Annotated in this window: 20 protein-coding genes and 1 tRNA gene; 14 read left to right on the top strand and 7 right to left on the bottom strand. The window is 50.2% G+C overall.

Going from position 1 to position 26,480, the window contains the following annotated elements; all coding sequences use genetic code 11:
• The first annotated feature begins 58 nt into the window (after positions 1-58).
• From ACO0LK_RS20445 to ACO0LK_RS20405, 9 genes are all read left to right on the top strand, one after another.
• The gene (locus tag ACO0LK_RS20445; protein WP_422978290.1) at positions 59-424 is read left to right on the top strand and encodes a hypothetical protein; all 366 of its coding nucleotides are present in this window, start codon (positions 59-61) and stop codon (positions 422-424) included.
• Positions 425-600: 176 nt separating this feature from the next.
• A complete protein-coding gene (locus ACO0LK_RS20440; RefSeq protein WP_422978288.1) occupies positions 601-2,325 on the top strand; it encodes a type I restriction-modification system subunit M in 1,725 nt (574 codons plus the stop codon).
• A complete protein-coding gene (locus tag ACO0LK_RS20435; protein ID WP_422978286.1) occupies positions 2,318-3,526 on the top strand; it encodes a restriction endonuclease subunit S in 1,209 nt (402 codons plus the stop codon). Before ACO0LK_RS20440 ends, ACO0LK_RS20435 begins: the two co-directional genes overlap by 8 nt.
• Positions 3,516-3,914, top strand: a complete 399-nt coding sequence (locus ACO0LK_RS20430) for a hypothetical protein (protein ID WP_422978284.1) — start codon at positions 3,516-3,518, stop codon at positions 3,912-3,914. The genes ACO0LK_RS20435 and ACO0LK_RS20430 overlap by 11 nt, the downstream gene beginning before the upstream one ends.
• Positions 3,915-4,150: 236 nt before the next feature.
• Positions 4,151-4,462 carry a CopG family ribbon-helix-helix protein gene (locus tag ACO0LK_RS20425; protein ID WP_422978282.1) on the top strand — a complete coding sequence of 104 codons (312 nt, stop codon included), beginning with the start codon at positions 4,151-4,153 and terminating at the stop codon, positions 4,460-4,462.
• Complete coding sequence (locus tag ACO0LK_RS20420) at positions 4,450-4,755, top strand: type II toxin-antitoxin system RelE/ParE family toxin (RefSeq protein WP_422978280.1); 306 nt, start codon at positions 4,450-4,452, stop codon at positions 4,753-4,755. Before ACO0LK_RS20425 ends, ACO0LK_RS20420 begins: the two co-directional genes overlap by 13 nt.
• Complete coding sequence (locus tag ACO0LK_RS20415) at positions 4,752-7,844, top strand: type I restriction endonuclease subunit R (RefSeq protein ID WP_422978278.1); 3,093 nt, start codon at positions 4,752-4,754, stop codon at positions 7,842-7,844. The genes ACO0LK_RS20420 and ACO0LK_RS20415 overlap by 4 nt, the downstream gene beginning before the upstream one ends.
• The gene (locus tag ACO0LK_RS20410; protein ID WP_422978276.1) at positions 7,841-8,548 is read left to right on the top strand and encodes a M48 family metallopeptidase; all 708 of its coding nucleotides are present in this window, start codon (positions 7,841-7,843) and stop codon (positions 8,546-8,548) included. The genes ACO0LK_RS20415 and ACO0LK_RS20410 overlap by 4 nt, the downstream gene beginning before the upstream one ends.
• Before the next feature lie 89 nt (positions 8,549-8,637).
• Positions 8,638-9,588 carry a restriction endonuclease gene (locus ACO0LK_RS20405; protein WP_422978274.1) on the top strand — a complete coding sequence of 317 codons (951 nt, stop codon included), beginning with the start codon at positions 8,638-8,640 and terminating at the stop codon, positions 9,586-9,588.
• A 200-nt stretch (positions 9,589-9,788) separates the two neighbouring features.
• Here ACO0LK_RS20405 and ACO0LK_RS20400 read toward each other — a convergent pair whose 3' ends face one another.
• From ACO0LK_RS20400 to ACO0LK_RS20375, 6 genes are all read right to left on the bottom strand, one after another.
• Entirely contained in the window at positions 9,789-10,517 is a 729-nt protein-coding gene (locus ACO0LK_RS20400; RefSeq protein ID WP_422978272.1) for a Fic family protein, read from the bottom strand.
• Positions 10,510-11,175 carry a hypothetical protein gene (locus tag ACO0LK_RS20395; protein ID WP_422978270.1) on the bottom strand — a complete coding sequence of 222 codons (666 nt, stop codon included), beginning with the start codon at positions 11,173-11,175 and terminating at the stop codon, positions 10,510-10,512. Before ACO0LK_RS20395 ends, ACO0LK_RS20400 begins: the two co-directional genes overlap by 8 nt.
• A 246-nt stretch (positions 11,176-11,421) precedes the next feature.
• Positions 11,422-11,506 (bottom strand) — tRNA-Leu (locus ACO0LK_RS20390).
• Between the two features lie 81 nt (positions 11,507-11,587).
• Entirely contained in the window at positions 11,588-13,012 is a 1,425-nt protein-coding gene (locus ACO0LK_RS20385; protein ID WP_422978268.1) for an MATE family efflux transporter, read from the bottom strand.
• A 2-nt stretch (positions 13,013-13,014) separates the two neighbouring features.
• Positions 13,015-14,763 carry an ArnT family glycosyltransferase gene (locus ACO0LK_RS20380; protein WP_422978266.1) on the bottom strand — a complete coding sequence of 583 codons (1,749 nt, stop codon included), beginning with the start codon at positions 14,761-14,763 and terminating at the stop codon, positions 13,015-13,017.
• A 261-nt stretch (positions 14,764-15,024) separates the two neighbouring features.
• Positions 15,025-15,294 (bottom strand): type B 50S ribosomal protein L31, encoded by a 270-nt coding sequence (locus tag ACO0LK_RS20375; RefSeq protein WP_186948509.1) that lies wholly within the window; start codon positions 15,292-15,294, stop codon positions 15,025-15,027.
• A 533-nt stretch (positions 15,295-15,827) separates the two neighbouring features.
• Here ACO0LK_RS20375 and ACO0LK_RS20370 point away from each other — a divergent pair.
• On the top strand, positions 15,828-16,457 hold the full coding sequence (locus tag ACO0LK_RS20370; RefSeq protein ID WP_422978264.1) for a trimeric intracellular cation channel family protein: 630 nt from the start codon (positions 15,828-15,830) through the stop codon (positions 16,455-16,457).
• Positions 16,458-16,460: 3 nt separating this feature from the next.
• On the opposite strand, the gene ACO0LK_RS20365 is transcribed toward ACO0LK_RS20370, so the two are convergent.
• Positions 16,461-17,141, bottom strand: a complete 681-nt coding sequence (locus tag ACO0LK_RS20365; protein ID WP_422978262.1) for a TetR family transcriptional regulator — start codon at positions 17,139-17,141, stop codon at positions 16,461-16,463.
• Between the two features lie 796 nt (positions 17,142-17,937).
• On the opposite strand from ACO0LK_RS20365, the gene ACO0LK_RS20360 reads away from it, so the two are divergent.
• From ACO0LK_RS20360 to ACO0LK_RS20345, 4 genes are all read left to right on the top strand, one after another.
• On the top strand, positions 17,938-19,224 hold the full coding sequence (locus ACO0LK_RS20360) for an efflux RND transporter periplasmic adaptor subunit (RefSeq protein WP_422978260.1): 1,287 nt from the start codon (positions 17,938-17,940) through the stop codon (positions 19,222-19,224).
• A gap of 73 nt (positions 19,225-19,297) precedes the next feature.
• Positions 19,298-22,453 carry an efflux RND transporter permease subunit gene (locus ACO0LK_RS20355; protein ID WP_422978258.1) on the top strand — a complete coding sequence of 1,052 codons (3,156 nt, stop codon included), beginning with the start codon at positions 19,298-19,300 and terminating at the stop codon, positions 22,451-22,453.
• Positions 22,454-22,455: 2 nt separating this feature from the next.
• A complete protein-coding gene (locus ACO0LK_RS20350) occupies positions 22,456-23,898 on the top strand; it encodes an efflux transporter outer membrane subunit (protein WP_422978256.1) in 1,443 nt (480 codons plus the stop codon).
• A gap of 345 nt (positions 23,899-24,243) precedes the next feature.
• On the top strand, positions 24,244-26,307 hold the full coding sequence (locus tag ACO0LK_RS20345; RefSeq protein ID WP_422978254.1) for a TonB-dependent receptor: 2,064 nt from the start codon (positions 24,244-24,246) through the stop codon (positions 26,305-26,307).
• Positions 26,308-26,480: the final 173 nt, after the last annotated feature.

Below are 26,480 nucleotides of genomic sequence, written 5' to 3'. Positions count from 1 at the left end.
GCAGATCCAATAGCAATTTATCCACTGAATCCCTATCCGAACTCCACCGAAGACAAAAATGAACAAAGCCGAAGCCATACAAATCGCCAACGATTCCCTGCAAGCCAACGTCCTGAACGACGGTAACACCCAATTCTCCCAGGTCGTCCGCTATGGCAACGACGAAGGCTGGTGGCTCAACATTCCGTTGACCAATTTCAGAAAAGAAAACCACTTCCTCATCTGCAGCGAAAAAGCCAAAATCATCCGCCACCTGATGATCAAAGCCAACAACATCTTAAGCCCCGCCACCAAGTTCCGCGTCAAGGACGGCATCGCCGACATCTTCATCTCAGCCGGCAACCCCAAGCGCCTCACTGACGTACTGCAAGGCGGCAGCAAGTACAGCTTTAACAAGCATTTGGTGGATGAGCATAGGTATTGATTAGATCAATGCAAGCTCGTCGATAGTCTTATCGACTCTACACCCTTGCGGTAGATAGCAGCTTATTGGCTAGACGCTTCATCTAATTATCATAAATACAAAATCAGTTGTCATGTTTTTGCTCTAAACGCAAAATAACGGCAACGATTATAAATTCATTGCCTCAATAGCGAAATATGTCCCAAAAACTATCTTTACAACAACTTGAATCCTATCTATGGACAGCCGCCGATATCTTGCGCGGCAACATGGATGCGTCAGAATACAAAGACTATATCTTTGGCATGATGTTCCTGAAGCGTCTGTCAGACAGCTTTGAAGAAGAGCAAGAAAAAGTCATTGCCCATTACCTCAAAACAGGTAAGACACAAGTGCAGGCAGAGGAACTGGCGCAAGAAGAAGATGAATATCATGACACCTTCTTCGTGCCAAAAAAAGCTCGCTGGAGCGCTTTAAAAGATCTCAAGCATGACATTGGTGCACAACTCAATATAGCCACTGAAGCAATAGAAGAACACAACACCAGCCTGGAAGGCGTGTTGGTGTCGATAGACTTCAACATCAAGAATAAACTGTCCGATAAAAAGCTGGCAGATTTGCTTTCTCACTTTTCTACCTATCGTCTGCGCAATCAAGACTTTGAATCCAGCGATTTGTTAGGCACTGCCTACGAATACCTGATCAAAATGTTTGCCGATTCTGCCGGTAAAAAAGGCGGTGAATTCTATACCCCAAGCGAAGTCGTGCAACTGCTGGTGGCATTGCTGCAACCGCATGCTGGTATGCGTATTTATGATCCGACGGTGGGTTCTGGCGGCATGCTGGTACAAACCCGTAATTACCTTGTCAGCCATGGCGAAAATGCTTCCAATCTTTCGCTGTATGGGCAAGAGATGAACCTCAACACCTGGGCCATCTGCAAGATGAATATGTTCTTGCATGGCGTCTTCAATGCCGACATTCGCAAGGGTGATACGCTGGGTGAACCCAAGCACGTGCAAAACGGCGAACTGATGACGTTTGACCGCGTCATCGCCAATCCACCATTTAGCCTGGCCGCCTGGGGCAAAGAAGCTGCCGACAATGACGGCTATGGCCGTTTCCCGTATGGCACACCGCCCAAAGATTCTGGCGACTTAGCCTTTGTCCAGCACATGATCGCGTCATTGAATGACCATGGCATGATGGGTGTGGTCATGCCGCACGGCGTCTTGTTTCGTGGTTCCAGCGAAAAAGAAATCCGCAAAGGCATACTCAATGACGATTTGTTAGAGGCTGTAATTGGCTTACCTGCTGGCCTGTTTTACGGCACAGGCATCTCCGCCAGCATGCTCATCATCAATAAGCAAAAGCCAAAGCAACGAAAAGGCAAAGTCTTGTTCATTAATGGCGAACTTGATTTCGCCGAAGGCAAGAACCAAAACACCTTGCGCCCGCAAGACATAGAAAAGATCGTCAGCACCTTTGCAGAATACAAAGACAGCAAACGCTACGCCAAAGTTGTCACCTTGGCCGAAATTGCCGAGAACGATTACAACCTGAATATACGCCGTTATGCCGACACTTCACCACCACCAGAAATATTCGACGTGCGCGCACTGCTACACGGCGGCGTACCTGTGCGTGAGGTAATGGACGACTATATTCAGGAAGAGATTTTGCAAGGCTTTGATGTAACAGCGGTACTGGTCAAGCGCGATGCCGATTATTACGACTGGAAGGCTGTGATCAGCAGTAAGGAAGACTTGCGCTTGCATCTACCTGCAGATAGACCAGAGTTGATTGCGCAGTTTGAACGCTGGTGGGATAAGTACCGCGTGTCTTTGCATGAACTCGATGCACAGGTGGCCCAGGCTGAGGCTGTAATGAAGGGCTACATGGCGGAGTTGGGGTATGAGTAGTCCAATGCCAAAAGGTTGGGTTGAACACCGTCAGGGTGATATTGTTGAAATCTCAAATGGCCGCGCGTATAAGCTAACCGAATGGGAAAAGCAAGGTACTCCTGTGATTAGGTTACAAAACCTAACTGGTTCAGGAAAGGATTATTACTATTCAAATCTGAAATTACCGGAGCATCAATACTGTAATTTTGGCGATTTGCTCTACATGTGGTCTGCCACTTTCGGCGCACACATTTGGAGCGGACAAAAAGCGATCTACCATTACCACATTTGGAAGATTACCTGCGATGAAATAAATATCACGAAGCATTATCTATATCAGTTACTTGGACAAAAAACTGCCGAGTGGATGAATCAATCCAATGGTATGGGAATCTTGCATGTGACCAAGCGAAGCATGGAGGAAATGGCACTAACACTCCCGCCGCTCCAAGAACAACAAAAAATCGCCTCCATCCTCACCGCCGTTGACGATGTGATTGAATCCACCCAAGCGCAAATCAACAAACTGAAAGACCTGAAAACCGGCATGATGCAGGAGCTGTTGACCAAGGGCATTGGTCATACGGAATTCAAGGATAGTCCAGTCGGGCAGATTCCGAAGGCTTGGGAAGTGATGACTGTTGAAGATGTTGCTTTCGAAATAGTAGTTGGAATCGTTGTTCAGCCTACGCAATATTATGTTCACTCTGGAGTGCCTGCGTTGCGTTCAGCAAATGTCAGAGAAATTGGATTGAATGGTGATAATTTAAAATATATAACGCGGGAATCGAACGAAAAATTAAAGAAAAGTCAGCTATACGAAGGCAATCTTGTAACAGTGCGAACTGGTTATCCTGGGACTACCGCAGTAGTTGAAAAAAAGTTTGATGGCGCAAATTGTATTGACATAATCATCACGAGACCGAGAGACTCGATTGATTCAAACTTTTTATGCACGTGGGTAAATTCTGACATTGGAAAAGGTCAGGTTTTGAAGGCTCAAGGAGGATTGGCTCAACAACATTTTAACGTAGGGGATATGAAAAGAATGCTTGTAGCAATACCACCCTTAGATGAACAAAGGAAAATTTCTCAAGTGTTGAAATCTGTCACTTTAAAGCTAGAAATAGTAAATAAGAAATTGGACAGGTTGTTAAATCAAAAAAAAGCCCTCATGCAAGATCTTTTAACGGGAAAGGTACGTGTAAATGTTGCTTGAAAATTTCAATAATTTAGTTAAAGAATACGCAATCTGGATAAGCATTTTAACTTTTTTAGTGGGACTCTTAGTTGGAAATTGGCAAGCGATTGGTAGAGATAAGAGGAAAGAATTTAATGAGCTAACAGATCTAACTTTCGCTGACCTTACCAAATGTGTCAATAACAGGACTATCTATTCAAGTGAGATTGATGTGGCTCGTATTGGACCGTATCTCTCATTTTTTGATCGTTTCAATTTTACGAAATATGTGAAAAAACAACGTGAATTAATTAATTCAGTTCAGACTTATAACGTAGAGACAAGCAAAGTTTCTATTGATCCCGTAGGTTTGAAAAATTTAATTTTCTACCAAAAGAAAATTTTAAGTTATCTTAAAAGAAGGTGATTAATTTCCCTCCGAATATCATTTTGACTTGTAACGATGTAGGGTGGGCACGTTTTTGTGCCCTCGCGGGGATGTACCTTCAACGATGGCTGCTTGGATGTTTTGGTTTGATGGTTTCAACGTGATGTGTTGTGGTTCGACTCGTTACGAGTGGGTACGATTATGCCGTACGCACCCAATTTTACGTTTTCGAAAAAAGGTGATACTCTGGTGTTACTTTTTAAAAGGTGACGACCATGAGTACCACTTCATTGAAACTCTCGGAAGATCTTAAACAAAGAGCGGCGGCTGTTGCTCAGGATCTGGGCATGACGCCGCATGCGTTTATGGTGGATGCGATTCGTAGAGCATCGGATGCGGCTGAGAAACATGCCGAATTTGTTGCTCAAGCCAAAGCAGCACGCAAAAAAACCTTAAAGTCTGGACTGGGGTTTGAGGCCGAAGAAGTACATGACTATCTGCGTGAGCGCATTGCTGCCGCTAATGCTCCTGTGACTAAAAAAACGTCTGAAATTGCCGCACCTAAGGCCAAGCCGTGGCGCGGCTGATTTATTCTGAACAGGCATTTTCCGACCTGGAGCGCCTTAGCGATTTTTTGCTTGAACAAGACCCCGTTTCTGCCCTGGCGACGCTGGATTTGATCGAAGAGGCGCTGGCAATTTTGCGTCGCCATCCTTACATTGGCCGCCAGCTTGATGACGACTTGTTTGAACTGGTGATCTCGCGTGGCAAGACAGGTTATGTTGCGCTCTACAGTTTTGAAGAGATACATGATGCGGTTCTTGTCCTGGCGATCAGACATCAGCGCGAAGCGGGCTATGGGGCAGACAAAGAAAGATGACCAACGACGAATACGACAAAGTAGAACTACCGGCGCTAACACAACTACAGCAGTTGGGCTGGACTTACCTGCATGGCGCACAACTTGCCCCCGCTTTCTACGCGCAAAACGGCGAACGCGAATATTTTCGCGAGGTGGTGCTGGAAAAACGCCTGAAAGCTGCATTGCTGCGTATTAACCCCTGGATTAGCGAAGAGAATCTGCGCAAGGTAATGCGTGAAATTACCCATCCAGCAGCTGCGACCTTGATGGAAGCGAACTTGAATCTGTGGCAGATGCTGGTGCATTACCAGTCAGTCGAGCAGGATTTGGGACATGGCCGTCGCGGCCAGACCGTCAAAGTGATTGACTTTGATAACCTGGCCAATAATGAATATTTGTGCGTGAACCAGTTCAAGATTGAGGGCGTGAATGAGTTTGTGATCCCCGATATTTTGCTGTTCGTAAATGGCTTGCCGCTGGCGGTGATTGAGGCGAAATCACCGTATGTGACCAACCCGATGGAAAAAGGCATAGACCAGTTGCGTCGTTATGCCAATCGCCGTGCACCGCATGAAGATGAAGGTGCTGAGCGATTATTTAACTATAACCAGTTGATGGTGTGCACGCACAGGGACCAGGCACGGGTTGGTACGATTAGCTCCAAGGTCGAGCATTATCTCGAATGGAAGGACGCTTATCCTTTGAATGAGGCTGAGGTGTTGGCTACCACGGCGCTTAACGCTACGGTAGTGCTGCCGACGACCGACACGGCATTGCCTGGTGGCATTGGCGTGGCGGAGTCAGCTGTGCCGTATGCTGCGATTCTTGGTGCGCCAGCTGTTGCCAACTCACAGCAGATCTTATTGGCTGGCATATTCAGCCATGCCAACTTCCTCGACCTGATCCGCAACTTCACTTTGTATGAGCCTATAGACGGGCGCATGGTGAAGAAGATTGCGCGTTACCAGCAATTTCGCGCTGTGCATAAAACCATCAATCGTTTGAAGCATGGCGTAAGCAAGAAGGATAAGGGCGGCATCATCTGGCATACGCAGGGGTCGGGTAAATCGCTGACGATGGTGATGCTGGCAATTAAGATGCGGCGCGACCCTGCACAGCGCGATTACAAGCTGGTGTTCATCACCGACCGCACCCAGCTAGACCAGCAATTGACCGCGCAATTTGAGCGAGTGCAAGGCGAAACGGTGTATCACGCCAGCTCGGTTGCGCATCTGAAAGAGCTGCTGGCTAAAGATAGCTCAGACCTGATTACGGCGATGGTGCAGAAGTTTCAGGAAGGCGAGCTGGCTGATTTTCCGCTGCTGAACAATTCAGAAAAAATCATCGTGCTGGCCGATGAGGCACACCGCACGCAATACGGCTCTTTGGGTTTGGCTATTAATGCCGGTTTACCAAACGCACCCAAGATTGCTTTCACCGGCACGCCCTTGATCACGTCAGAGAAGACCACGCATGAATTTGGCTCTTATATCGACACTTATACGATAGAAGAAGCGGTGGCCGATGGTGCGACTTGCCAGATTCTGTATGAGGGGCGCGAAGCCAGGACCAAGGTGACTGGCGATTCTTTGGATAAATTATTCGATGAGTATTTTGCCGACCGCAGTGCCGAAGACAAAGCCACGATCAAGAAGAAGTATGGCACCGAACAGGCGGTTTTAGAGGCATCGCAGCGGATACGCTGGGTCTGTATCGATTTGCTCAAGCATTACCGCGAGCATATACAACCGAATGGTTTTAAGGCGATGATCGTAACTTCATCTCGCCGCGCTGCCGTGGTTTATAAACAAACCATCGATGAGCTGGAAGGCCCGCAATGCGCGGCGATTATCTCTGGCAGCCATAACGATGAGGCTTTGTACACGCCACACACCGATAGCGTCTTGCAAAAACAGCAGATAGATAACTTCAAAAAGCCGATTGCTGAGCATGCGCTGTCGATTATCGTCGTCAAGGACATGCTGCTAACCGGCTTTGATGCACCCATCTGCCAGGTCATGTACCTGGACCGCAAGCTACGCGAACATACACTGCTGCAAGCGATAGCACGCGTCAACCGCACCGCCAATGGCAAGGAACGCGGTTATATCGTCGATTATTTTGGTCTCGGCGATTACCTGACCGAAGCTTTGGATATGTTTTCCAAGGAAGACGTGGCCGGTGCGTTGCAAGATTTAAAAGATGAAATCCCTAAACTCAAAGCTACGCATACCCGCGTGCTGCGCCACTTCAAGGGCATTGCACTGAGCAACCTGGACGCCTGCGTACTTGCCTTGAAGGATGAAGAAGTGCGCCAGCAATTTGAGATCGACTTCAAGAAATTTGCCAAGCAGATGGACATCGTCATGCCCGACGTCGGTGCCAAGCCTTTTGTGCATGACTTAACTTTGCTGGGAAAAATCAACCAAGGCGCACGCAATATCTATCGCGATTCACAGCTTGATCTGGCAGGTGTTGGTGAAAAAGTGCGCGCCCTGATCGAAGAGCATATCCGTGCCACGGGCGTAGACCCAAAGATACCGCCGATAGATTTGCTGTCTGTCGATTACAAAAAGAAGCTGCAAGAACATAAGTCAGACGAATCCAAAGCATCTGAAATAGAAAACGCGATTAAGCACCATATTGACATCAATCTGGCCGAGGATGAGGAATACTACAAATCATTGAGCGCCAAGCTGGACGAGATATTGCGTAAAAAGTCAGAACGCTGGGACGAATTGGTGCAAATGCTGCTGGATTTTCGCGACAATATAAAATCTGACAGGAAGAAAGCTGCAGAAGAGCTTGGCTTAAACGATACGGAGTTCGCCTTTCATAATATCTTGCTAGCTGAAATAACTCGTATGCAGGGCGACGATGCCTTGAGCGAAGCGCAGCACGATGAGATAGTGAAATTAACCAAGGTTCTGGTTACCATGCTGGACGAGGCCAGTAATATCGTTGACTTCTTCAGGAAGCAGGATGAAATCAAGCGCTTAAAACGTGATATCAAACGCACGGTAGTTGAATCAAGTTTTGATAGTGAAGCCTTGCGCACGCAGGTGATGGACAGGTTCATGGAACTGGCGAAGGTCAAGTTCAAATGATGGCGGCTGAATATATTCAGGGACAAGGCTTTGTCGCCGAGGTAATACGCACTGGCAGAATCAAGTCTGCCCGGTTGCAGGTGGAAGACGGCGCTGTATCAATTGCTGTACCCAAGACTTTGCCTGAAGAAAAAATCAAGCAGTTACTTGCAGACAAAAAATGCTGGATCAAAGAAAAACTCTATTTACATCAGCAAGCACAACCCGTCAGCAAGCGTGAAATGCTGAGTGGCGAGTCTTTCCCCTATCTTGGCCGCCACTATCGTCTGAAAGTCGTGACTGGCCCAGTACAGCCAGTCAAACTTAAACATGGTCAATTGTTAGTGAGTTTGCCCAAGATGATGCAGCAAGATGCCATCATTCGAGACATGCTAACGTATTGGTACAAGTTCCAGGCGGAGAACCGCTTCAAGGAAAAAGTCAAACGTTACGCCAGTGTGGTCGGGGTTGCACCAACTGATGTGAGTGTCAAAACCTTTAAATCACGCTGGGGCAGTTGTAATGTCAAAGGTGAAATCGAGTTCCACTGGAAAATCATCATGGCTCCACATAGCGTTGTTGATTACGTGGTTGTGCACGAGCTATGCCATTTGAAGCATCACGACCATTCACCAGAGTTCTGGAAGTCTGTATCGCGAATATTGCCTAACTATCTGGATAGTAAGGAATGGTTGAAAGAGGTTGGTGCGAGGTTTGACATCTGAGGTGCCACTTGCGCACCGGCATCTTTTGCAAGTGACTTCTATCCTGCTTTTAGGATATATTTGAATATCAAATTATTAAGTGAGTTGCCGTGACTATTCCAGACTACCAAACATTGATGTTGCCATTATTACGATTGGCAAGCGATTTGCAAGAACATCGCTTCCGTGATGCGGTTGAGCAATTGGCGTCTGAGTTTAAGCTCACTAACGAGCAGCGAGATACGATGCTACCGAGTGGAACAGGCTTGCAATTTGATAATCGGGTTGGATGGGCAAGAACTTATCTGAAGCAAGCAGCTCTTCTTGAGTCAAGAAAGCGCGGCTTCTTTAATATCACGGCGAGAGGGAAAGAACTTTTAGCTAAAAATCTTTCTCGTGTTGACAATTCTGTGCTTGAGCAATATCCCGAGTATTTGTCTTTCAAGCTGCGTCGTAGTGAAGACAAGGGGGCGCAGGATACCATTGGGGTTTTACAATCTACTTCAATTGCTGTTGCGAAAATTGAGCAGTCGGAAGCCACGCCTGAAGAATTGTTTTCTCAGGCTTACCAGCGGCTAAGAAACAATCTTGAATCTGAATTGCTGGAGCAAGTGAAGGCAGCATCACCTTCTTTTTTTGAGCGTCTGGTTGTCGATTTGCTCGTCAGTATGGGTTATGGTGGTTCCCGTCAAGATGCGGGGCGAGCAGTGGGTAGAAGCGGTGACGAAGGAATTGACGGCATCATCAAAGAAGACAAGTTGGGCCTGGATGTTATCTACATACAGGCGAAACGCTGGGAAGCTACTATCGGACGTCCCGAAATACAGAAATTTGCCGGGGCATTGCAGGGCCAGCGAGCCAGCAAAGGTGTCTTCATCACTACTTCAAGCTTTACTAAAGAGGCGGAAGAGTATGTCCGCATCATTCCATCGAAGATTATTTTGATCTCAGGTGAGCAGTTGGCAACATTGATGGTTGATCATAATGTTGGGGTTTCGCCAGTCAGTAAATTCGAATTGAAGCGTGTAGATTCGGACTACTTTGACGGGGAAAATGTATAAGCAGGTAATTTGAGGATAGCGGTAATGAAAATCTCTGTTCTATTAGGGGCTGTTGGCTAACCTAAGTTCTTAGCCGCCTTCAAATAAGGCTCTCACCTTCAAAAACAATAAAGCCCTTGAGTAATCAAGAGCTTAATCAGAATTGGTTCCGAGAGCCGGAATCGGACCGGTACAGCTTGCCGGATGGGATTTGGTAAACTTCAATTTTCCTGTCTCATCCGCTTAAATTCTTCATAGCGTTTATTGGCTTCGGCGTCGCTGTTCAGATAAACGATATTGGGCATTGCGTTGCTATTCCCATCCAGGCCCGGTATTGCCTTTATTGATTCTGCCCAATGTTGTATGGATTGGTGTGGGCGCACAAATGGCTTCAGATATGCGTCAAGTATGCCTTTGCCTGGCGATTGGATTTCTTGGGTGAGGGACTGTAGGTAGCTACCTTTGACGGACGATTGCCAGTCAATCGAAAAATCGGCGCGAGAACACAATTCGGTATGAACAAGCAGCATGGTTCTTCCATTGCCATCAAGAAATGGATGGCCCCATGCGAACATGCCCATAACAGTGCCGGGTTTTGCTTGCATGGTCTTCACGTCGTTTCCCATTTCAAGCCCCCATTCAACTGCACGGCGGCATGACTCGGCTGCTTCAAATTGTATGTGTTGGCCTTTGCTAATCAAGCGCCCAACTCCGAGCATGTGACGGTCCTGGCCAGACCATGGGTAAAATTCGCCGAAGAGTATTTGGTGGACCTTGAGGAAGTGATCGTATGCTATCGGCCCATTGATAGTTTTTAGGTAGGCAATTGCGTCTTCGAGATTTGCTTCAAAGAAGACATGTTCTTGAATTTTGATGATCTCTGAATTTTTAAGTTTTTCTACGTTGCGAAGGTATCCGGCTGTTTCATAATCACCAAAAGGATCAAACATTTGCCGTTTCTTTCAGATGATTGGTAATCAACCTGGCCAGTTGTTGGCCGTCGATCAAATGTTGTTTTTTCAGGGTAATTAGTAGCTTACTGATTTGATCTAACTGAACGTTATCGCCTGATGCCTGGGTCACTGCTTCTGCCCAATCGTCCAGCCCTGAACGAGCAAATGCTACGTTATGCGCATTGGCGAATCGTTGGACAAATTCTGATACGCCGCTTGTCGGTAACTCGTCCAGTTCTTTCGGCATGGATGTATCCGGCGCGTTTTTCTCATCGCGGCAAGTATAGGTGTACTTCAATATGCATGGGCCGATGTACAGTTTTCGCGAGATACTACGCTGGTCGGTATGGACGTGGCAAATCTGTTGCGCGCCATTGGATTCGATGCGAATAACTTTGGCATTTATGCCGAATTTTTTAAATGCTGCCTCGACAATTTTTTTGGGGGTATCTAAAAATTGGGGAGTGCCGTGAGAGTCTTGCCTGGATTTGGCGTATATGCCAGAACCAATGCGTATCAAATGACCATTGCTTACGATTGTTTTAAGAGACTTGCTTAATTGAGATTTGCCACCTAAAGAGCTAAGCTCAGAGCGCAACACTATTGGACTTGAGCTGTGATCAATGGATGTCTGAACTCGTTCTAATAGCTTCATTTTCTGGCCTTAATCTGATCAATCAAGTGAGTTCATTCTTTCATGAAACCCCTTTTAAGTCAAACACTTACAGGTGTTCATGCGCTGCTTTTTGTGAGCTGTTTGTCGTCAAATTGCGGGCTGGGTAATGCTGGAAGGGACTTTGTTGGTGCGTGTGAATTGCACTAATCTTTTGCGTATTGGTATAAAAGAAAAGCTGCTTGAAAAGCAAAAAGGCCCTCACATGGAGAGCCTTACGAATGCTTTTGGTGCCGAGAGCCGGAATCGAACCGGCACGCCTTGCGGCGCGGGATTTTGAGTCCCGTGCGTCTACCTATTCCGCCATCTCGGCAACGCAGACCGAAATTATGACAGAGCTGTCAGATTTTTGCAAGCGGCCGCTTATTCCGGGTGCTTTCTGTTTGTGTTCAGCTTATGGGCTGATGTCTGGTCGTTCAAATTTTACGTTCCGGCGCCACATGGCGGGGGTGGGGAAGCGTTTTTGGACTATGCGCAGGTAGTACCACAGGCTGAAGGCGACGATGGCCAGACTGGTGCTGTTGGCCATCCAGAAACCGGCGGCACCGTGCAGGAAGGCTGGGCTGATGTGGTAGGGATCCAGGCCGAGGATAAAACCGCCGCCCAGGCCGCAACCCCATAGGGCAAAGGCGTACAAAATGGTGGGGACGATGGCGATTTTATAGGCGCGCAGGATGAAGGCGGTGGTGACCTGTATCGCATCAAAAATCTGGTATACCGATATAAAGGTGAACAGGGGCAGGGCGGCTGCGATGATCAGGGGGTTGGATGTATAGGCATGCAGGATCAGGCCACGGCTGAACCAGATGGTAATGCCTATGGGCACGGCCAGCATGGCTGCCAGGATGATGCCGGCGTTGCCAGTCACGCGCGCTGCCTGCATTTGTTTGGCACCGATGGCTTGTGCCACCAGGGTGCCGGTGGCGCTGGCGATGGATAGCGGCAGCATGTATAAAATGGTGCCGAAGTTGGCGGTCAACTGGTGGCCAGATACGGCCACTTCACCCAGCCTGGCAATAAACAGGGCCATGAAGGCAAAGGCGGTGACTTCGATCAGGTAGCTTAAGCCCATGGGTATGCCAAGGTTAAGCAGGCTGCGCAGGGCTTTCCAGTTGGGTTTGACAAAGCCGCTGCCAAACAGGGCAAACACATCGTAATATTTGACGTGCTTGAGCATGAGCCAGCCTGTCAGCAGCATCAGCCAGGCATTGACGGCGGTGGCAGCCGCACAACCGGGGCCGCCCATGGCGGGTATGCCCAGGCCACCAAAAATAAACAGGGTGTTGAGGGGGATTTTTATTGCCAGTGCCGCCAGTTGTATGGCCATGACCATTTTGGGGCGACCGACTGCATTGTTGAGTGCGCCATAGATGCGAAAGCCCAGCGTGGCGGGCAGGGCGATGGCCAGTATTTGCAGGTATTGTGCGGCCTTGTCGTTCAGTGTTGGCGATGCCTGGGCGATGGATAGCAAGCCATTTGGGAATAGCAAAATCAAACAACCTATGCAGGCCAGAAAAAGGCCCAGCCATACGCCTTGTTTGATTTCTGTCCCTATCTGTTTGAACTTGCGCGCACCAAACAATTGACCAACGACGGGGGAGATGGATTGCAATATGCCGTTAAGGCCAACAAAGATACTGACATAGATCGATATGCCTATGGATAGTGCCGCCAGGTCAGTCGCTGAAAAGCGCGAGGTCATGGCGGTGTCGATCACCCCGTTGCCCACTACGGCCATCTGGCCCACCATCATGGGCCATGACAGTGAGGCGATGCGTTTGATATTGCCGCTGAGGGTGCTGGGGTGCTCGAATTTCATGACTATTTACGCTGGTACAGGGTAAATACTTCATCGTTGTCGGCGGCACGGTGGCCGAACCAGATGGCAGTCCATTCTTCGGCCTTGTATTCGGCTGGCAGTTGCAGTTCTCTATCCTGGCCCTCGCCCTGTGCTTGAGACTGATGTGCGCGTTTGCTGTTTTGTATGAGCAGCAAGCGGCAGTCATTGTCAGAGAAACCGGCAAATTTTACTTTGCCAAAATAGGCAAATGATGCGCGCTGTGAAGGGCCTATCTGTGCCTGTATGCAGCCATACTTGGCGGGCAGATTTTTGGCCAGTTCTTGCGACAGCGGCGCATAGCTGATTTTTTGGTTGGCCCATGGTAGCCATAAGCTGAGCAACAGCAGCCAGCACAAAATCACGCCACCGCTGGACAGTACGACGGCACGCCACAAGACGGCGGGCTGACGTGATATGCGCCAGTACACCAGGCGGAACCAGGCGACGGTCGCAACCAAGGCGATCAGCATGACAAAGGGGTTGAAGCTGGTTTTGTAACCTGGGGCCAGTATGGCGGCCCGGTTCGCCCAGTTGCCCGGCCAGCCGGTCTGGTCGGCTATCCAGGCAAACCAGATGAAGCCGGCGACGGTGGTAAACACAATGACTGAGAACCAGTCCACCGCATTAATCGCGCTGCGCTTCATGGTCGGCAAGCCAAATGCGGCGAGTATGGCCAACGGTGGCAATATGGGGAGCAGTAGGGATTCTTCAGATTGGGTGTTGACGACGGTCAGCACGACAAAGCAGATCAAAAAGCTGACAGGCAGTGAAATATGCAGGGCTTTTTCTTGTTTGCGCCAGGCATAAATGGCCCATGCTGCAAAAGGCCAGGCAGGCCAGCTAAACCAGATGCCGTTGCGGAACAGGTAGGCGATGCTGTCGGCGTTTGGTATATTGAACTGGCGATAATTCCATAACATCCAGGCCTGGTAAGGCGAGCTGTCATACGGGTGCAGGACGTTGATGGCAGTCAGCCAGATGGCGGCGACTGCGCAAGCAATCGGCAGGCTGATCAGGGCCAGGTATTGCAGGGGCTGGCGTTGTTGACGATAAACACAGACAGCCAGCAGGCTGACCCATAAGGCGATGGGTAGTACCCAGCCCCTGGTCAGTACCAGCAAGCCGAAGATGATGCCGATTTTGATGGCGGTGCGTTTGCCGGGTTCATCCAGCAGGCGCACGCAAAAATACAGGGTGCAGGCGATCAGGGAAATCTGCAAGCTTTCTGCGCTGGTTTCATGGCTGCGTACCAGCAGGCCCAGGCAACCCAGATAAATCAGCAGTGCGCCGTCAGCCAGGGTGCGGCCAAAGTCTTTGGGTTCGGGCTGGCCACCAAAGGCCAGTTTCAGCGGTTGTGCTTCTGGCCTGCGGCCCAGCAGATAGGTGGCATACCAGACCGAGAGGCAACCCAGTAGAAAAAAGAAGCCGGTGCTAAGGCGGGCGGCCATGGGTTCGCCCACTAACCAGCCAAATAATTTAATGCATATGGCACCCAGCCAGAATGCTAGCGGGCCCTCTTCAGGCATGGGCAGGCCGACGATGTGCGGCCACAACCAGTCGGCCAGGGTGCCATGGGCCATGGTCCACATGATGCCAAAGCCGGCGGCATCGTCACCTTTCCATGGGTCGCGGCCTATCAGACCGGGCAAGATATACAGGAGACACAGGGCGAAGATTCCCCAGCGCGGTAGCGCAACTGTTGCGGCAGCAGGAAGTCGGACTGGCTTCATATCTTAATGATGGAAGGAAAGGATGCTTATTGTAGGGTAAAGCGTTAGTAAAAAAGGCAGCCAAGGCTGCCTTTTTTAATTTAAATCACGGGATAGACGCATAAGCACACATTGAGCTATACCGGAATATATAGGGTGTCTGCATGGAGTCTGTATAAGATTCATAGGCAGTACCGTATGCTTGCCGGCTCGCGCTGCGCCGCAAAAAATGTGGGCAGCGCGCTACAGTGGATATGCTTGTGCGGTGTTTCCCTGCGCCGATTAACCGGCGGCGACAGAAGTCTTGGAACCGACTTTGCCGAACTTTTGGCGGAATTTTTCAACGCGGCCAGCAGTATCAACGATTTTATGTTTACCAGTGTAGAAAGGATGGGATTCCGCAGAAACCTCGATCTTTACCAGTGGGTATTCTTTACCTTCAAACTCACCTTTGTCACGGGTGTTGATAGTTGAACGTGTGATGAATTTGAAATCGCAAGAAACGTCGTGGAACAACACTTCGCGATAATTTGGATGGATGCCATCTCTCATGTTTGCCTCGAAAATAGTGTAGGTAGCCAATAAGCACTTCGTCGGTCGCCCAGCTTCTTGACCCGATTGCATTATCACTTGCCAAAGGTTAATTAATTGTCTGGATTCTGGTTACCCAAAATGCCAAGCCCATGATTATACAATGAAAATTAGGGTTTTTGCGATGGGGTTTTGTAGGCTTCAGCCATAGAATGTTGCTTGTTGTGTGCTTTTTCTGTTCTTTTTGTTATAAATTTTATCAGTGTGCAAAGAAAGTCGCTGGGCTCCTGCCTCCGCAGGAGCGACGAATTTGAGAGCCAGGCTGTTCTAATAGCCTTCAGGTTTTTGCCTCCTAATTGCATTTCTCTGTGGTGCAGTAAGGAATTCAAGCAACATGTTGCTTGCTTACGGAACGATGATCTTTTGCAAAAAATCATTCCTCCCTCTGTGCCTCTGTGGTGAGAGGTCTTCATCTTAAAAGGCCGGCAAATCTACCCCATCCCTGTCCCGCTTGCTAAAATCCCACCTCATAAACCAAGTCCTGAAGGAGAACCATGACGACGAGCTATCTGGGTATGAGTTCGATGTTGCATAGCATTGAAGTCGCCGGGATACTGGCTTTTGCCAGTTCGGGATTTATTGAAGCCAGGCGCAAGCGCATGGATGTAGTGGGGGTGTTTACGGTGGCGTTTATTACTGCCTTTGGTGGCGGCACACTACGTGATCTGCTGCTGGACAGGCGGCCACTGTTTTGGGTGGAGAATCAGGAATACCCTATCCTCATCTTTGTGATGTCGATAGTTGCCATTCCTTTTTTGCGGCATTTACGCAATGCCGTGACTGAAAACGCGATTGTACTGGCGGATGCGCTGGGGTTGGGCTTGTTTAGCGTGACCGGTGCTTCGCTGGCGCAAGAGGCGGATATGCCAATGTTTGTCTGCGTCATGATGGGGGTTATTACCGGCATTTTTGGCGGGGTTTTGCGCGATATTATCTGTAATGAAATACCGCTGGTGTTCCGGCGCAGCCATTTGTATGCGACCTGTGCTTTTGCCGGTTGCTGGGCTTATCTGATATTGAACTGGCTACAGGTCAGCGAGGCGGTAGCGCTGGGGTTTGGAGTAGGCATCTGCTTCGTACTGCGCATGCTGGCAGTACGGTTTGACTGGAAGTTGCCGGTGTAGCTATCAGGCTTGATTGACCACCAGGCGCATATTGCATGCCTTTTCTGCCGGGCGTGTTTTTTTCAAAGGCGGGCGTGCGACCAGTCCGGCCAGGAATATATCGACCATGTCTTCTGCGTGCTGCATCAGGCAGTAGGCGGAGGTATCTTCCAGCCATTCATGAACGATACCGATAACGTAAGCGTGTATGGCTTGCATTGCGATCCAGGTATCGGTGTCGGCGTGCAGGGTGCCCTGATCAACCGCTTTCTGGATCAGGGCTTCGACTTTGGCCAGGCATTCAATGCGTTTTTCGCTTTCGGCAGAAAAGAAGATCAGTTCACTGTTTTTTTCGCAGCGATGAAAAATGATATCGAATACTTTTTGCTGGTGCTCATTGCCGGTGACCAGATTCAGAAAGTGTATATTCAGTTGCCTGATACCCGCCAGGGGGTCTTTGTGTGGAGTTGATGCAATTTCATTGAGCATTGCTTCCATAGGCAGGAAGGCGCGGTCACACATGGCCTGAAAGAGGGCGTTTTTATCTTTGAAATGCCAGTAGATAGCACCGCGCGTCATGCCTGCTGCAAGGGCAACATCATTGAGTGTTGTACTGGTCACACCTTTTTCGGCGAATACTTTTTCAGCAGCGTCGATCAGCGTATTATAAGTTTCTTGCGCTTCTTCTTTCGTCTTTCTGGCCATCTTGTTTCCTTTGCGTACGTCGCGGATTAATTTGCCGGTTATCTTGCAAATTAATGATCGCTGCGCACAATTTTTACGTCGTCTCTTCGTTATAGTATTTAATGCAGAGTGAAATCCTGGAAAACATGGGCTTTCTGCCATTCGCAGCCCGGTGCATACGGTACATAAAGCTATATGGATACTAAATACTGCATATAAAGACATAAAACGAGAGCTGCATGAAATACTTATATCGTTTTTCTGCTGTTAAAGCCTGCGTTGTTACGCCTTGATACTGGTACAAATTTAAAAAAATGATCTGTTCCAGATCAAATATGTTGTCCTGCAGCAGAAATTTCATGTCTGCTTTATACTAGTTTTCTTGCCTTGGTACCAACCTTGTTATCAGGTCCATGACAGCGATGAGATCAGGCTGTCATTTTGTGTCTTTAAAATACCCAGACTTAAGCAAAACCGCCGCAAATGTATTGAAACCCAGGCCATATCAACATGCCGTCTTTGTCGCAGATGGTGTGCCGGGACAAATTTGGCAAGTCCTGTTTGCGGTACTTGTTTCACCGTCTATAGTAAATGATGTCTATTTAATAAAATTTCAGGCAGATCCACCAGAGCTTCCTGAAGCCAGATATCTCAAAGCCCCTGCTTTCCTGTAGGGCTATTGAAAAACCTTATTTACAAACATTCGTGAATGTATATAATAGCACACCGCCTTTCAATTTAGAAGAAAGAATCTCCCATGCGCTCCCCTGCACAATTATCTACACCGTTTTTTAAGCTTTCATCAATTACCAGTCATATGACGCAGGCATTGCCTGCCTTGCGTATTGCTGCCGTCAGCCTGCCTTTGCTGGTATTGGCTGCTTGCGGCAAGCAGGGTGCCAATGCTGCGCCGCCGGGCGGCATGCCGCCACCTGAAGTCAATGTGGTAACAGTACAGCCACGTAACCTGGGTCTGGATTTTGAATATGCGGCACAAACCGCAGGTTCACGCGAAACTGAAGTGCGTGCCCGTGTTGCCGGTATCTTGGAAAACCGCCTCTATGAAGAAGGTTCCCGCGTCAAGGCAGGCACGGTCCTGTTCCAGATTGATCAGGGTACTTACCGCACGCAACTGGCGTCGGCAGAAGCCGCCGCCGGTGTAGCTGAAGCCAAGTTGAACCAGTCCAAGCGCGAATTTGCCCGTCTGGCGCCACTGGCAGCAGAAAAAGCCATCAGCCAAAAAGAATTTGACGATGCCAAGTCTGCGCTTGAAACAGCAGAAGCCAGCTACAAGCAAGTACAGGCGCAAGTCAATGAAGCCAAGCTCAATCTGGGTTATACCCGCGTAGTAGCTCCTATTGATGGTGTGACTGGCGTTGCTGCCAAATCCAACGGTAGTCTGGTGACTTCAGCTGACAGTCTGTTGACTACCATCGTGCAGACCGACCCTGTGTATGTCAACTTCAGCGTGCCGGAAGCGGATTACCTGAAATTGAGCAAGGACGTAGGCGCAGGCAAGATTGCCTTGCCTGGCAAGAAAACCAATAACGGTAGCCTGGCCTTTGACGTGCAATTGAAATTGGCTGACGGCAGCATGGCCCCAGTGACAGGCAAGATGAATTTTGTCAGCGAAAAAGTGAACCCTGCCACAGGTGGTTTTGATGCCCGTGCCCAGGTGCCTAATGCTGACGGTACATTGCGCCCTGGCCAGTTTGTACGCGTGATACTTAGCGGTGCCACCCGCAGCGCAGCTATCGCGATACCGCAACGTGCTGTGATTGACAGCCCTATGGGCAAAATCGTGTTCACGGTTTCGCCAGACAACAAGCTGGTACCAAAGCCGGTTGAGCTGGATGGCTGGTCACATGGTGAATGGATAGTGACCAAAGGCTTGCAGGGCGGTGACCGTGTTCTGGTGGATGGTTTCATCAAGGCACATGATCCAGGCATGACGGTAACGCCAGTGGCTATTACTGCCAAGGCAGCTAATGCACCATTGGCACCAGCAGGTGCGCCACCTGCTGCCCCTGCTGCTGAAGGTAAACCTGCTGCGGCCAGTGCATCTGCTTCAGCACCAGCAGCCAGCGCCGAGGCAAAACACTAAGCCCCTAAATTAAGCCAAAGTATCAAGCTGAAAATCCGCTGCATAACAAAGCTAAGGCTACAAGGAATTATTCATGTTCTCAAAATTTTTTATTAACCGGCCGATCTTCGCGACAGTTTTGTCGCTGATCATCGTGCTGGCCGGTCTGGCCGCCTTGCGCGTCCTGCCGATTTCGCGCTACCCGGAGATTTCTCCGCCGGTGGTGAATGTGACTGCGGTCTATCCCGGCGCGTCTGCCGAGGTGGTTGAACGTACCGTTGCCGGCCCTATCGAAGAACAGATCAACGGCGTGGAACACATGCTGTACATGGATTCGGTTTCTTCTGCTGACGGTCGGGTTTCGATCAACGTCACATTTGAAGTCGGTACCGATCTGGATATCGCTGCGGTTAACGTCAACAACCGCGTGCGTCAGGCAGATGCCAAGCTGCCGCAAGAGGTAAGACGCCAGGGTGTGACGGTGTCGAAGAGCTCGTCCAACTTCCTGGTCGTGGCTGCCTTGTTCTCGCCAGATAACCGTTACGATGCACTGTATCTGTCCAACTATGCAACCCAGAATGTGCTGGATGCGTTGAAGCGTGTACCAGGTACCACCAATATCCAGATTTTCGGTGCCAAGGATTATGCAATGCGTATCTGGATGCGTCCTGACCGCATGGCACAACTGGGTGTAACGGTTGCCGATATCTCGAACGCAATTACTGAGCAGAATGCACAGTACGCCGCCGGTAAAGTCGGTGCACCGCCAAACAATACCGAAGAACTGACAATGACGGTCACGGCCAAGGGACGTTTGCTGGAACCGTCTGAATTTGCCAATATCATTATCAAATCTGCCAAGGGTGGTTCTGCCATCCGTATCAGTGATGTGGCACGTGTTGAACTGGGTTCCAAGGATTACAACCTGTATGGTCGCGTCAATGGTCATCCGTCGGCCAACATCGGTGTGTTCTTGCAGACTGGTGCAAATGCACTGGAAACCCGCAAGGCTGTAGAGCAAACACTGAAAGACCTGAAAGCCAAGTTCCCTGAAGGCATGGAATATGCCACGCCGTATGACACCACACCTTTCGTGACGGAATCCATCGCTGAAGTGTTGAAAACCCTGGCAGAAGCCATGGTGCTGGTGTTTATCGTGGTGTATCTGTTCCTGCAAAGCTGGCGTGCTACCATCATCCCGACACTGGCAGTGCCGGTATCGCTGATTGGTACCATGGCTGGTCTGCATTTGCTGGGCTATAGCATCAATACGCTGACATTGTTCGGTATGGTGCTGGCGATTGGTATTGTGGTGGATGACGCGATCGTGGTGCTGGAAAACGTTGAGCGTCTGATCAATGAAGAAGGCATGACGCCGAAAGATGCGGCGATTGAAGCCATGCATGAAGTGACAGGCCCGGTTATCGCGATTGTGCTGGTACTGGTAGCCGCGTTTGGTCCTATCGCTTTCCTTGGCGGTCTGGCGGGCGAATTGTATCGTCAGTTCTCGGTCACGATTTCCATCGCGGTTGTTTTGTCCGGTATCGTTGCGTTGACTTTGACACCTGCCTTGTGCGCGATTTTGCTCAAGCCTGGTTCAGAAAATCATAACCGTTTCTTTACCTGGTTTAATGCAGCCTTCCTGCGTTTGACCAAGCGTTATACCAATGGCGTTACCTTCTTCATGAAGCGTGCCGTACTGGGTATTGCACTGGTGCTGGGTATGGTCGCACTGACTGGCCTGTTGTGGAAAAATGTACCAGGTGGTCTGGTGCCGGATGAAGATCAGGGTTATTTCATTGGTGCGGCCATCATGCCGGACGGTGCTTCGCTGGATCGTACTGATGCGATGGTGCGTCAGGTTGAATCCATCATGAAAACCAACAAGAACATCGACACTACTTTTGCCCTGGTTGGTCTGGATTTTCTGGGTGGTGGCGGTTTGAAATCTTCTGCTGCAACCATGTTCTTCCCCTTGAAACCATGGGAAGAGCGTAACCAGTCTGCACAGCAGATGGTAGGCGAAAGCTATATGAAGACTGGCCGCATCAAGGAAGGTTTGCCTTTGTTCTTCTCTCCGCCTGCAATTCAGGGCCTGGGTCAGACTGGTGGTTTTGAGTTTTATCTGCAAAATGCGGGTGAAGGTGGCGTCAAGCGTCTGGCGCAACTGTTACCTTTGCTGATCGCAGAAGCCAACAAGCAGCCTGAACTGGCTGGTGTCAAGACCTTGTGGCAAGCCAATTCTCCACAATTGTACGTAGACGTGGACAATGAAAAAGCACGTTCCATGGGCGTGGCCTTGTCGGACGTATATAACACCCTGGCCGCGACCATGGGTAGCTATTATGTGAATGACTTCAACAAGAACGGTCGTATCTATACCGTGCAGTTGCAGGCAGAAGGCGCGTATCGTGCTAAGCCAGACGACATCGGCAGCATGTATGTGCGTTCTGCCACTGGCCAGATGATACCGGTGCGTGCCTTCACAACAGTGAAGTTTATTACCGGCCCTGACTCTGTACAGCGTTTCAATGCCTTGCCAGCGATTAAATTGCTGGGCGATGCCAAACCAGGCTACAGCTCTGGCCAGGCGATTGCGGCGATGGAACGTGCTGCGAAAAATGTCTTGCCGGCAGATGTCGTGTATGACTGGGGTGGTGCATCCTTCCAGGAAAAACGCAGCAGCAACGCGGCTGGTCTGGCACTCGGTGCCGGCGTGCTGATGATTTTCCTGATCCTGGCTGCACAGTATGAAAAATGGTCTCTGCCATTCTCGGTCTTGCTGGCCATGCCGTTTGGTATCTTTGGTGCCTTGCTGGCGGTGTACCTGCGTCACTTCAACAATGACGTGTACTTCCAGATCGGTCTGGTGACGCTGTTGGGTCTGTCGGCGAAGAATGCGATTCTGATTGTGGAATTCGCGGTCATGAAAGTGCATGAAGGTTATGCACCGGTGGCTGCGGCATTGGAAGCAGCACGTTTGCGCTTCCGTCCTATTCTGATGACTTCGCTGGCCTTTATTTTGGGTGTGGTACCACTGGCTTTCTCGCACGGTGCAGGTGCTGCAGCGCGTCAGTCTCTGGGTACTGGTGTATTGGGCGGTATGTTGGCAGCAACTTTCCTGGCGATCTTCTTCGTGCCTTTGTTCTTCAAGCTGATCAATGACAGGCGCTTGAAAACCACTGAGCAGGATTTTGAACACCCTGTCCATATTTTGCACAATGCACCTCAAGCAGATGTGAAGGAATAATGATGTCTGGAACAAAATTAGTATTAACGACACTGGTCGCCAGCCTGGTGCTGGCAGGATGCGCATCCGTTGGGCCTGACTATCAACGTCCGGCCATGGAAACACCGGCCAGCCTGGGTGCTGTGGCGACACAGAACAAGCAGCTTGCGGTTGATTATGCGGCTTGGTGGAAAAGCTTCCAGGACCCGGTTCTGGACAGCTTGCTGGATGAAGCTGCAAAAAATAATCAGGATCTGATTCTGGCTGCTGCCCGTATCGAAGAAGCGCGTGCCACTGCTGCTGGTACCAATTCAAATCGTTACCCCAGTGTGGATGCCAATCTGGGGGCATCACGTACCCGCACCAGCGAAAACGCCGGCAAGCTGGGTGTTGGTGCCAGCCCGTATGCCAAAGACTTTCAACTGGGCCTGACGGCTTCGTATGAAGTGGATTTCTGGGGCAAGCTGTCACGTGCTGATGAAGCAGCCCGTGCCCGCTTGCTGGCACAGGAAGCCAATCGCGGCCTGGTGCAAAGCAGCCTGTATGCGAATGTGGCGCAAACCTATTTCGCCATGCGTGCAGCCGATGCACAACTGGCCCTGGCCGACTCTACCTTGAAGACCCGTCAGGAAAGTTTGCGTCTGCAACAGAAGCGTTATACCGCCGGTGCTACCAGCGAGCTTGATTTGCATGTGGCCGAATCAGAAAGTGCTGCCGCTGAAATCAGCTACGCGCAGGCCAAACAGTCTTTGTCGAATATAGAATCAACACTGGCTGTCTTGCTGGGTCGTTCTGCCAGCGCGATTGCCCAACCGGTAATTGCGCGCGGCAATGCGATTGACAGCCTGCATCAGCAATTGATCATGCCGGCAGACTTGCCGTCTGATTTGCTGAGCCGCCGTCCGGATATCCTGTCGGCAGAGCAGGCACTGGTGGCTGCCAATGCGGATATAGGCCAGGCCAAGGCGCAATATTTCCCCAGCGTGAAACTGACGACGACTGCTGGTTATGAATCCAGGGTGTTTGAAGATCTGATCAATCCAGCCTCATTGCTGTGGAGCCTGGGTAGCAGTCTGGTGCAACCAGTCTTCCGCGCAGGTGCGATTGCTGCGGTAGTCTCAGGTGCAGAAGCGCGCAAGAACCAGGCTTTGGCACAATACGTACAGGCAGTGCAGGGCGCTTTCCGCGATGTGCATGATGCCTTGAACAATACCGCTACCAATGAGCAGGTGAATGTTGCTTCCGAACGCAGGGTCACGGCTTTGAAGGATTCGCTGCGTCTGGCAGATTTGCGCTACAAGAACGGCTACAGCGGTTATCTGGAAGTCTTGAATGCACAACGTGATCTGTTCCAGGCGCAATCCAGCCTGATCGACAGCAAGCGTGCGCAATTGTCTGCCGTGGTCAGTATTTACAAGGCTGTTGGTGGTGGCTGGAGCAAGCCAGAGACTTTGGCCAGCAAATAATTGCTAAAAATCAGTAAAAGAAACAAAGCAGCAATAGAAATAAAGAAGTACAAGAAGTAAAAAAACGGACCGATTGCATGATCGGTCCGTTTTTTTTGCGCCTGCATTTTCTGGATGAGGTTTTCTCAGCGGCTATGCTTTGCTGCGCACCGCCAGGTGCCGGTCCGGCAGCTTAAAATACCTGTCGCTGAATCGCAAAACACGTCAAATCATCCTCTGAAAACTTTATAATAATCATATGCATTTCAATCAAAAATCCACCGCTAAAATTGCCTGCCCGACTGTGGCGCCGATGCTGATTCAGTTCCCGCCCTGCATTGTTGCATGATCGCTTACGTATTTAGGGTGAGACTTTCCGTATTCCTGTTCGTGCTTATCGCGCTGCCAGTGGAAGCGCACGCCGAAGATCCGGCAAGCCCTACGGTGATAGTGACAGGCAAGAAAGAGTCAGTCGTTAAAAAGATCGATAAGACTGTCTATGACGTTTCCAATATGCCCAGAGCGGCAAACGGCAGTGCTCAGGACGTTTTGCAGGCTACACCCGAGGTATCAGTGACGGCCGGTGGGCAAATCTCGGTCAAGGGAAATACCCAGGTTACGGTGCTGGTCGATGGCAAGCCGACGGCGATGATGTCTGGGGATGAGCGGGCGGTTGCCTTACAGACCATGAGCGGCACCGACATTGCCAGCATAGAAGTCATCACTAATCCGTCCGCCGCCTATAACGCGAACGGTGGTGCGATCCTGAATATCGTGCTGAAGCGAAACCGCAAACCAGGCGCGCGCGGGCAGATACAGGGTAGCGCCACGGACCAGGGCCTGTGGAATGTCGGTATGTCCGGTGATATGAGCGGCAAAGATATCAGCGTGCACGGCAACCTGGCGTTTCGCCGTGATGGCACGCTGAAATTCCGTCAGTCAGCCGTCGACTGGAATAATTCACTCAGCGGCCAGGCAGGACAAACAATACAGACGTCAGAAGTATTTGTTCGTCGCGTCGTCGAAAGTGCGGCCTTGGGCGTTGATTACGCGCTGAGCGATGCGGATAGTCTCAGTCTGTCGATGCGATATAACAATCGCCGCTCACGTCCGCTGTTTGACGTGCTGAACCAGAACCGTACTGCGGCTGCCGAAGCCATCTATCATCGTATCTCCTATGGTCCTAATGAACAGTCTGACGACAGCGCCAGCCTGAGTTACAGTCACCAGGACAATGGGGCAGCGCTGAAGGCCATGCTACAGCACAGCGATACGGTGGGTCTGATCGACAAGTCTTATCGCGATGTGTTCGTGGTACCCGTGCACGAGACTGGCTACAGCCATGGTGCCACCAGGTCGGCGCGCCACCTCAGTCAGGCTACCCTTGACTGGAGCCGCGCATCGGAACATGGTCAGTGGGGCGTGGGGCTGGATATTCAGGACAAGACTGACGACCTTAGCAACTATCAGGCATCCGTTTATCCCGCGACTGGTACCGAAGTGCCAGATCCCAATACCAGCAACGGCTACACCGTGAAGACAAGGCTGAGCGCTGTTTATCTGACTGACCAGATCAACTACGGGAAGTGGGAAGCGCTGCTGGGCGGCCGGGTCGAACGCATGGCGCTTAGTGTGAACCCGGCGAATGGCAACATGCAGACAAGGTATGGGCAGGCATTCAATCCCAGCGTGCATCTGAAATATGCCGCCAGCGACCAGACCGACCTGACGTTCAGCTTTCGCCGCAGTCTTCAGCGGCCCGATCCGCGCGACCTCAATCCGTTCACGACCTATGTCGATGCGCAAAACCTGAACCGTGGCAATCCCGATCTTAAACCGCAGATACTGAACTCATGGGAGCTTGCTACTAATGTGGAGGCGGAGCACCTGAGCGGCAATCTTGCTGCCTTCTACCGCAGCAGCAGTGATACGGTGACTGATGCGCGCAGTATTGATACCGGCAACGTGCTGCTTACCTCGAAGCAGAATGGGGGGCAGGCTCGTTCAGTCGGCATAACCGGCTCTCTCGATTGGACGCCTGACACGAAGCTGAGTATGGGCATAGACGTCGGCGTCTATCGGGTGATGCTTGATACACCTGATCTTAACGTGCTTGTGCGGCAGGACGGCATCTCAGGCTATATGAATTTCAGAGCAACTTATAGCAGTGGACAGGACAAGGTATCGCTTGACGCTAACGGCCAAGCCGCAGGAATAACCCCGCTGGGACGGTATGGGGCGACCAGCAGCGTCAACCTGAGCTGGAAGCATGAGTTGAGCAAGACACTCAGTTTGACGGTCAACGCCAATGATATTTTCGATGGCAGCAAGCGCAGCTATCGTACCGACGCCAGCACATTCCGTCAGGTTGGATTCGATCATTTCGTCACACGGCGTATTTATGTGGGCTTTGTAAAAAAGTTAGGCTGACGCGGAGGATAGTGTAGTCGGTGAAGATAGTGCCCTGTTCGAGCCGGTAGCTGCAAGGCCGTTCAGGAACTGCTTGCTACATGCTGATACTTACGCTTGTTACGCTCTCTTACAGCTTATGTGTCATCGGTGTTTTCTGATGAGTCGTTATATGTACATGGGCACGTGGCCAT

Origin of the sequence: Undibacterium sp. Ji49W, from assembly GCF_049340205.1 — a bacterium.
Classification (GTDB): domain Bacteria; phylum Pseudomonadota; class Gammaproteobacteria; order Burkholderiales; family Burkholderiaceae_D; genus Undibacterium.
Note: the sequence above shows the minus strand (reverse complement) of the source record. Positions and strands in the feature narration are given on the sequence as shown.

Coding starts and splice junctions, on each gene's coding strand:
- ACO0LK_RS20445 (WP_422978290.1), top strand. CDS start 59: ATGAACAAAGCCGAAGCCATACAAATCGCCAACGATTCCCTGCAAGCC.
- ACO0LK_RS20440 (WP_422978288.1), top strand. CDS start 601: ATGTCCCAAAAACTATCTTTACAACAACTTGAATCCTATCTATGGACA.
- ACO0LK_RS20435 (WP_422978286.1), top strand. CDS start 2,318: ATGAGTAGTCCAATGCCAAAAGGTTGGGTTGAACACCGTCAGGGTGAT.
- ACO0LK_RS20430 (WP_422978284.1), top strand. CDS start 3,516: ATGTTGCTTGAAAATTTCAATAATTTAGTTAAAGAATACGCAATCTGG.
- ACO0LK_RS20425 (WP_422978282.1), top strand. CDS start 4,151: ATGAGTACCACTTCATTGAAACTCTCGGAAGATCTTAAACAAAGAGCG.
- ACO0LK_RS20415 (WP_422978278.1), top strand. CDS start 4,752: ATGACCAACGACGAATACGACAAAGTAGAACTACCGGCGCTAACACAA.
- ACO0LK_RS20410 (WP_422978276.1), top strand. CDS start 7,841: ATGATGGCGGCTGAATATATTCAGGGACAAGGCTTTGTCGCCGAGGTA.
- ACO0LK_RS20400 (WP_422978272.1), bottom strand. CDS start 10,517: ATGTTTGATCCTTTTGGTGATTATGAAACAGCCGGATACCTTCGCAAC.
- ACO0LK_RS20395 (WP_422978270.1), bottom strand. CDS start 11,175: ATGAAGCTATTAGAACGAGTTCAGACATCCATTGATCACAGCTCAAGT.
- ACO0LK_RS20385 (WP_422978268.1), bottom strand. CDS start 13,012: ATGAAATTCGAGCACCCCAGCACCCTCAGCGGCAATATCAAACGCATC.
- ACO0LK_RS20380 (WP_422978266.1), bottom strand. CDS start 14,763: ATGAAGCCAGTCCGACTTCCTGCTGCCGCAACAGTTGCGCTACCGCGC.
- ACO0LK_RS20375 (WP_186948509.1), bottom strand. CDS start 15,294: ATGAGAGATGGCATCCATCCAAATTATCGCGAAGTGTTGTTCCACGAC.
- ACO0LK_RS20370 (WP_422978264.1), top strand. CDS start 15,828: ATGACGACGAGCTATCTGGGTATGAGTTCGATGTTGCATAGCATTGAA.
- ACO0LK_RS20365 (WP_422978262.1), bottom strand. CDS start 17,141: ATGGCCAGAAAGACGAAAGAAGAAGCGCAAGAAACTTATAATACGCTG.
- ACO0LK_RS20360 (WP_422978260.1), top strand. CDS start 17,938: ATGACGCAGGCATTGCCTGCCTTGCGTATTGCTGCCGTCAGCCTGCCT.
- ACO0LK_RS20355 (WP_422978258.1), top strand. CDS start 19,298: ATGTTCTCAAAATTTTTTATTAACCGGCCGATCTTCGCGACAGTTTTG.
- ACO0LK_RS20350 (WP_422978256.1), top strand. CDS start 22,456: ATGTCTGGAACAAAATTAGTATTAACGACACTGGTCGCCAGCCTGGTG.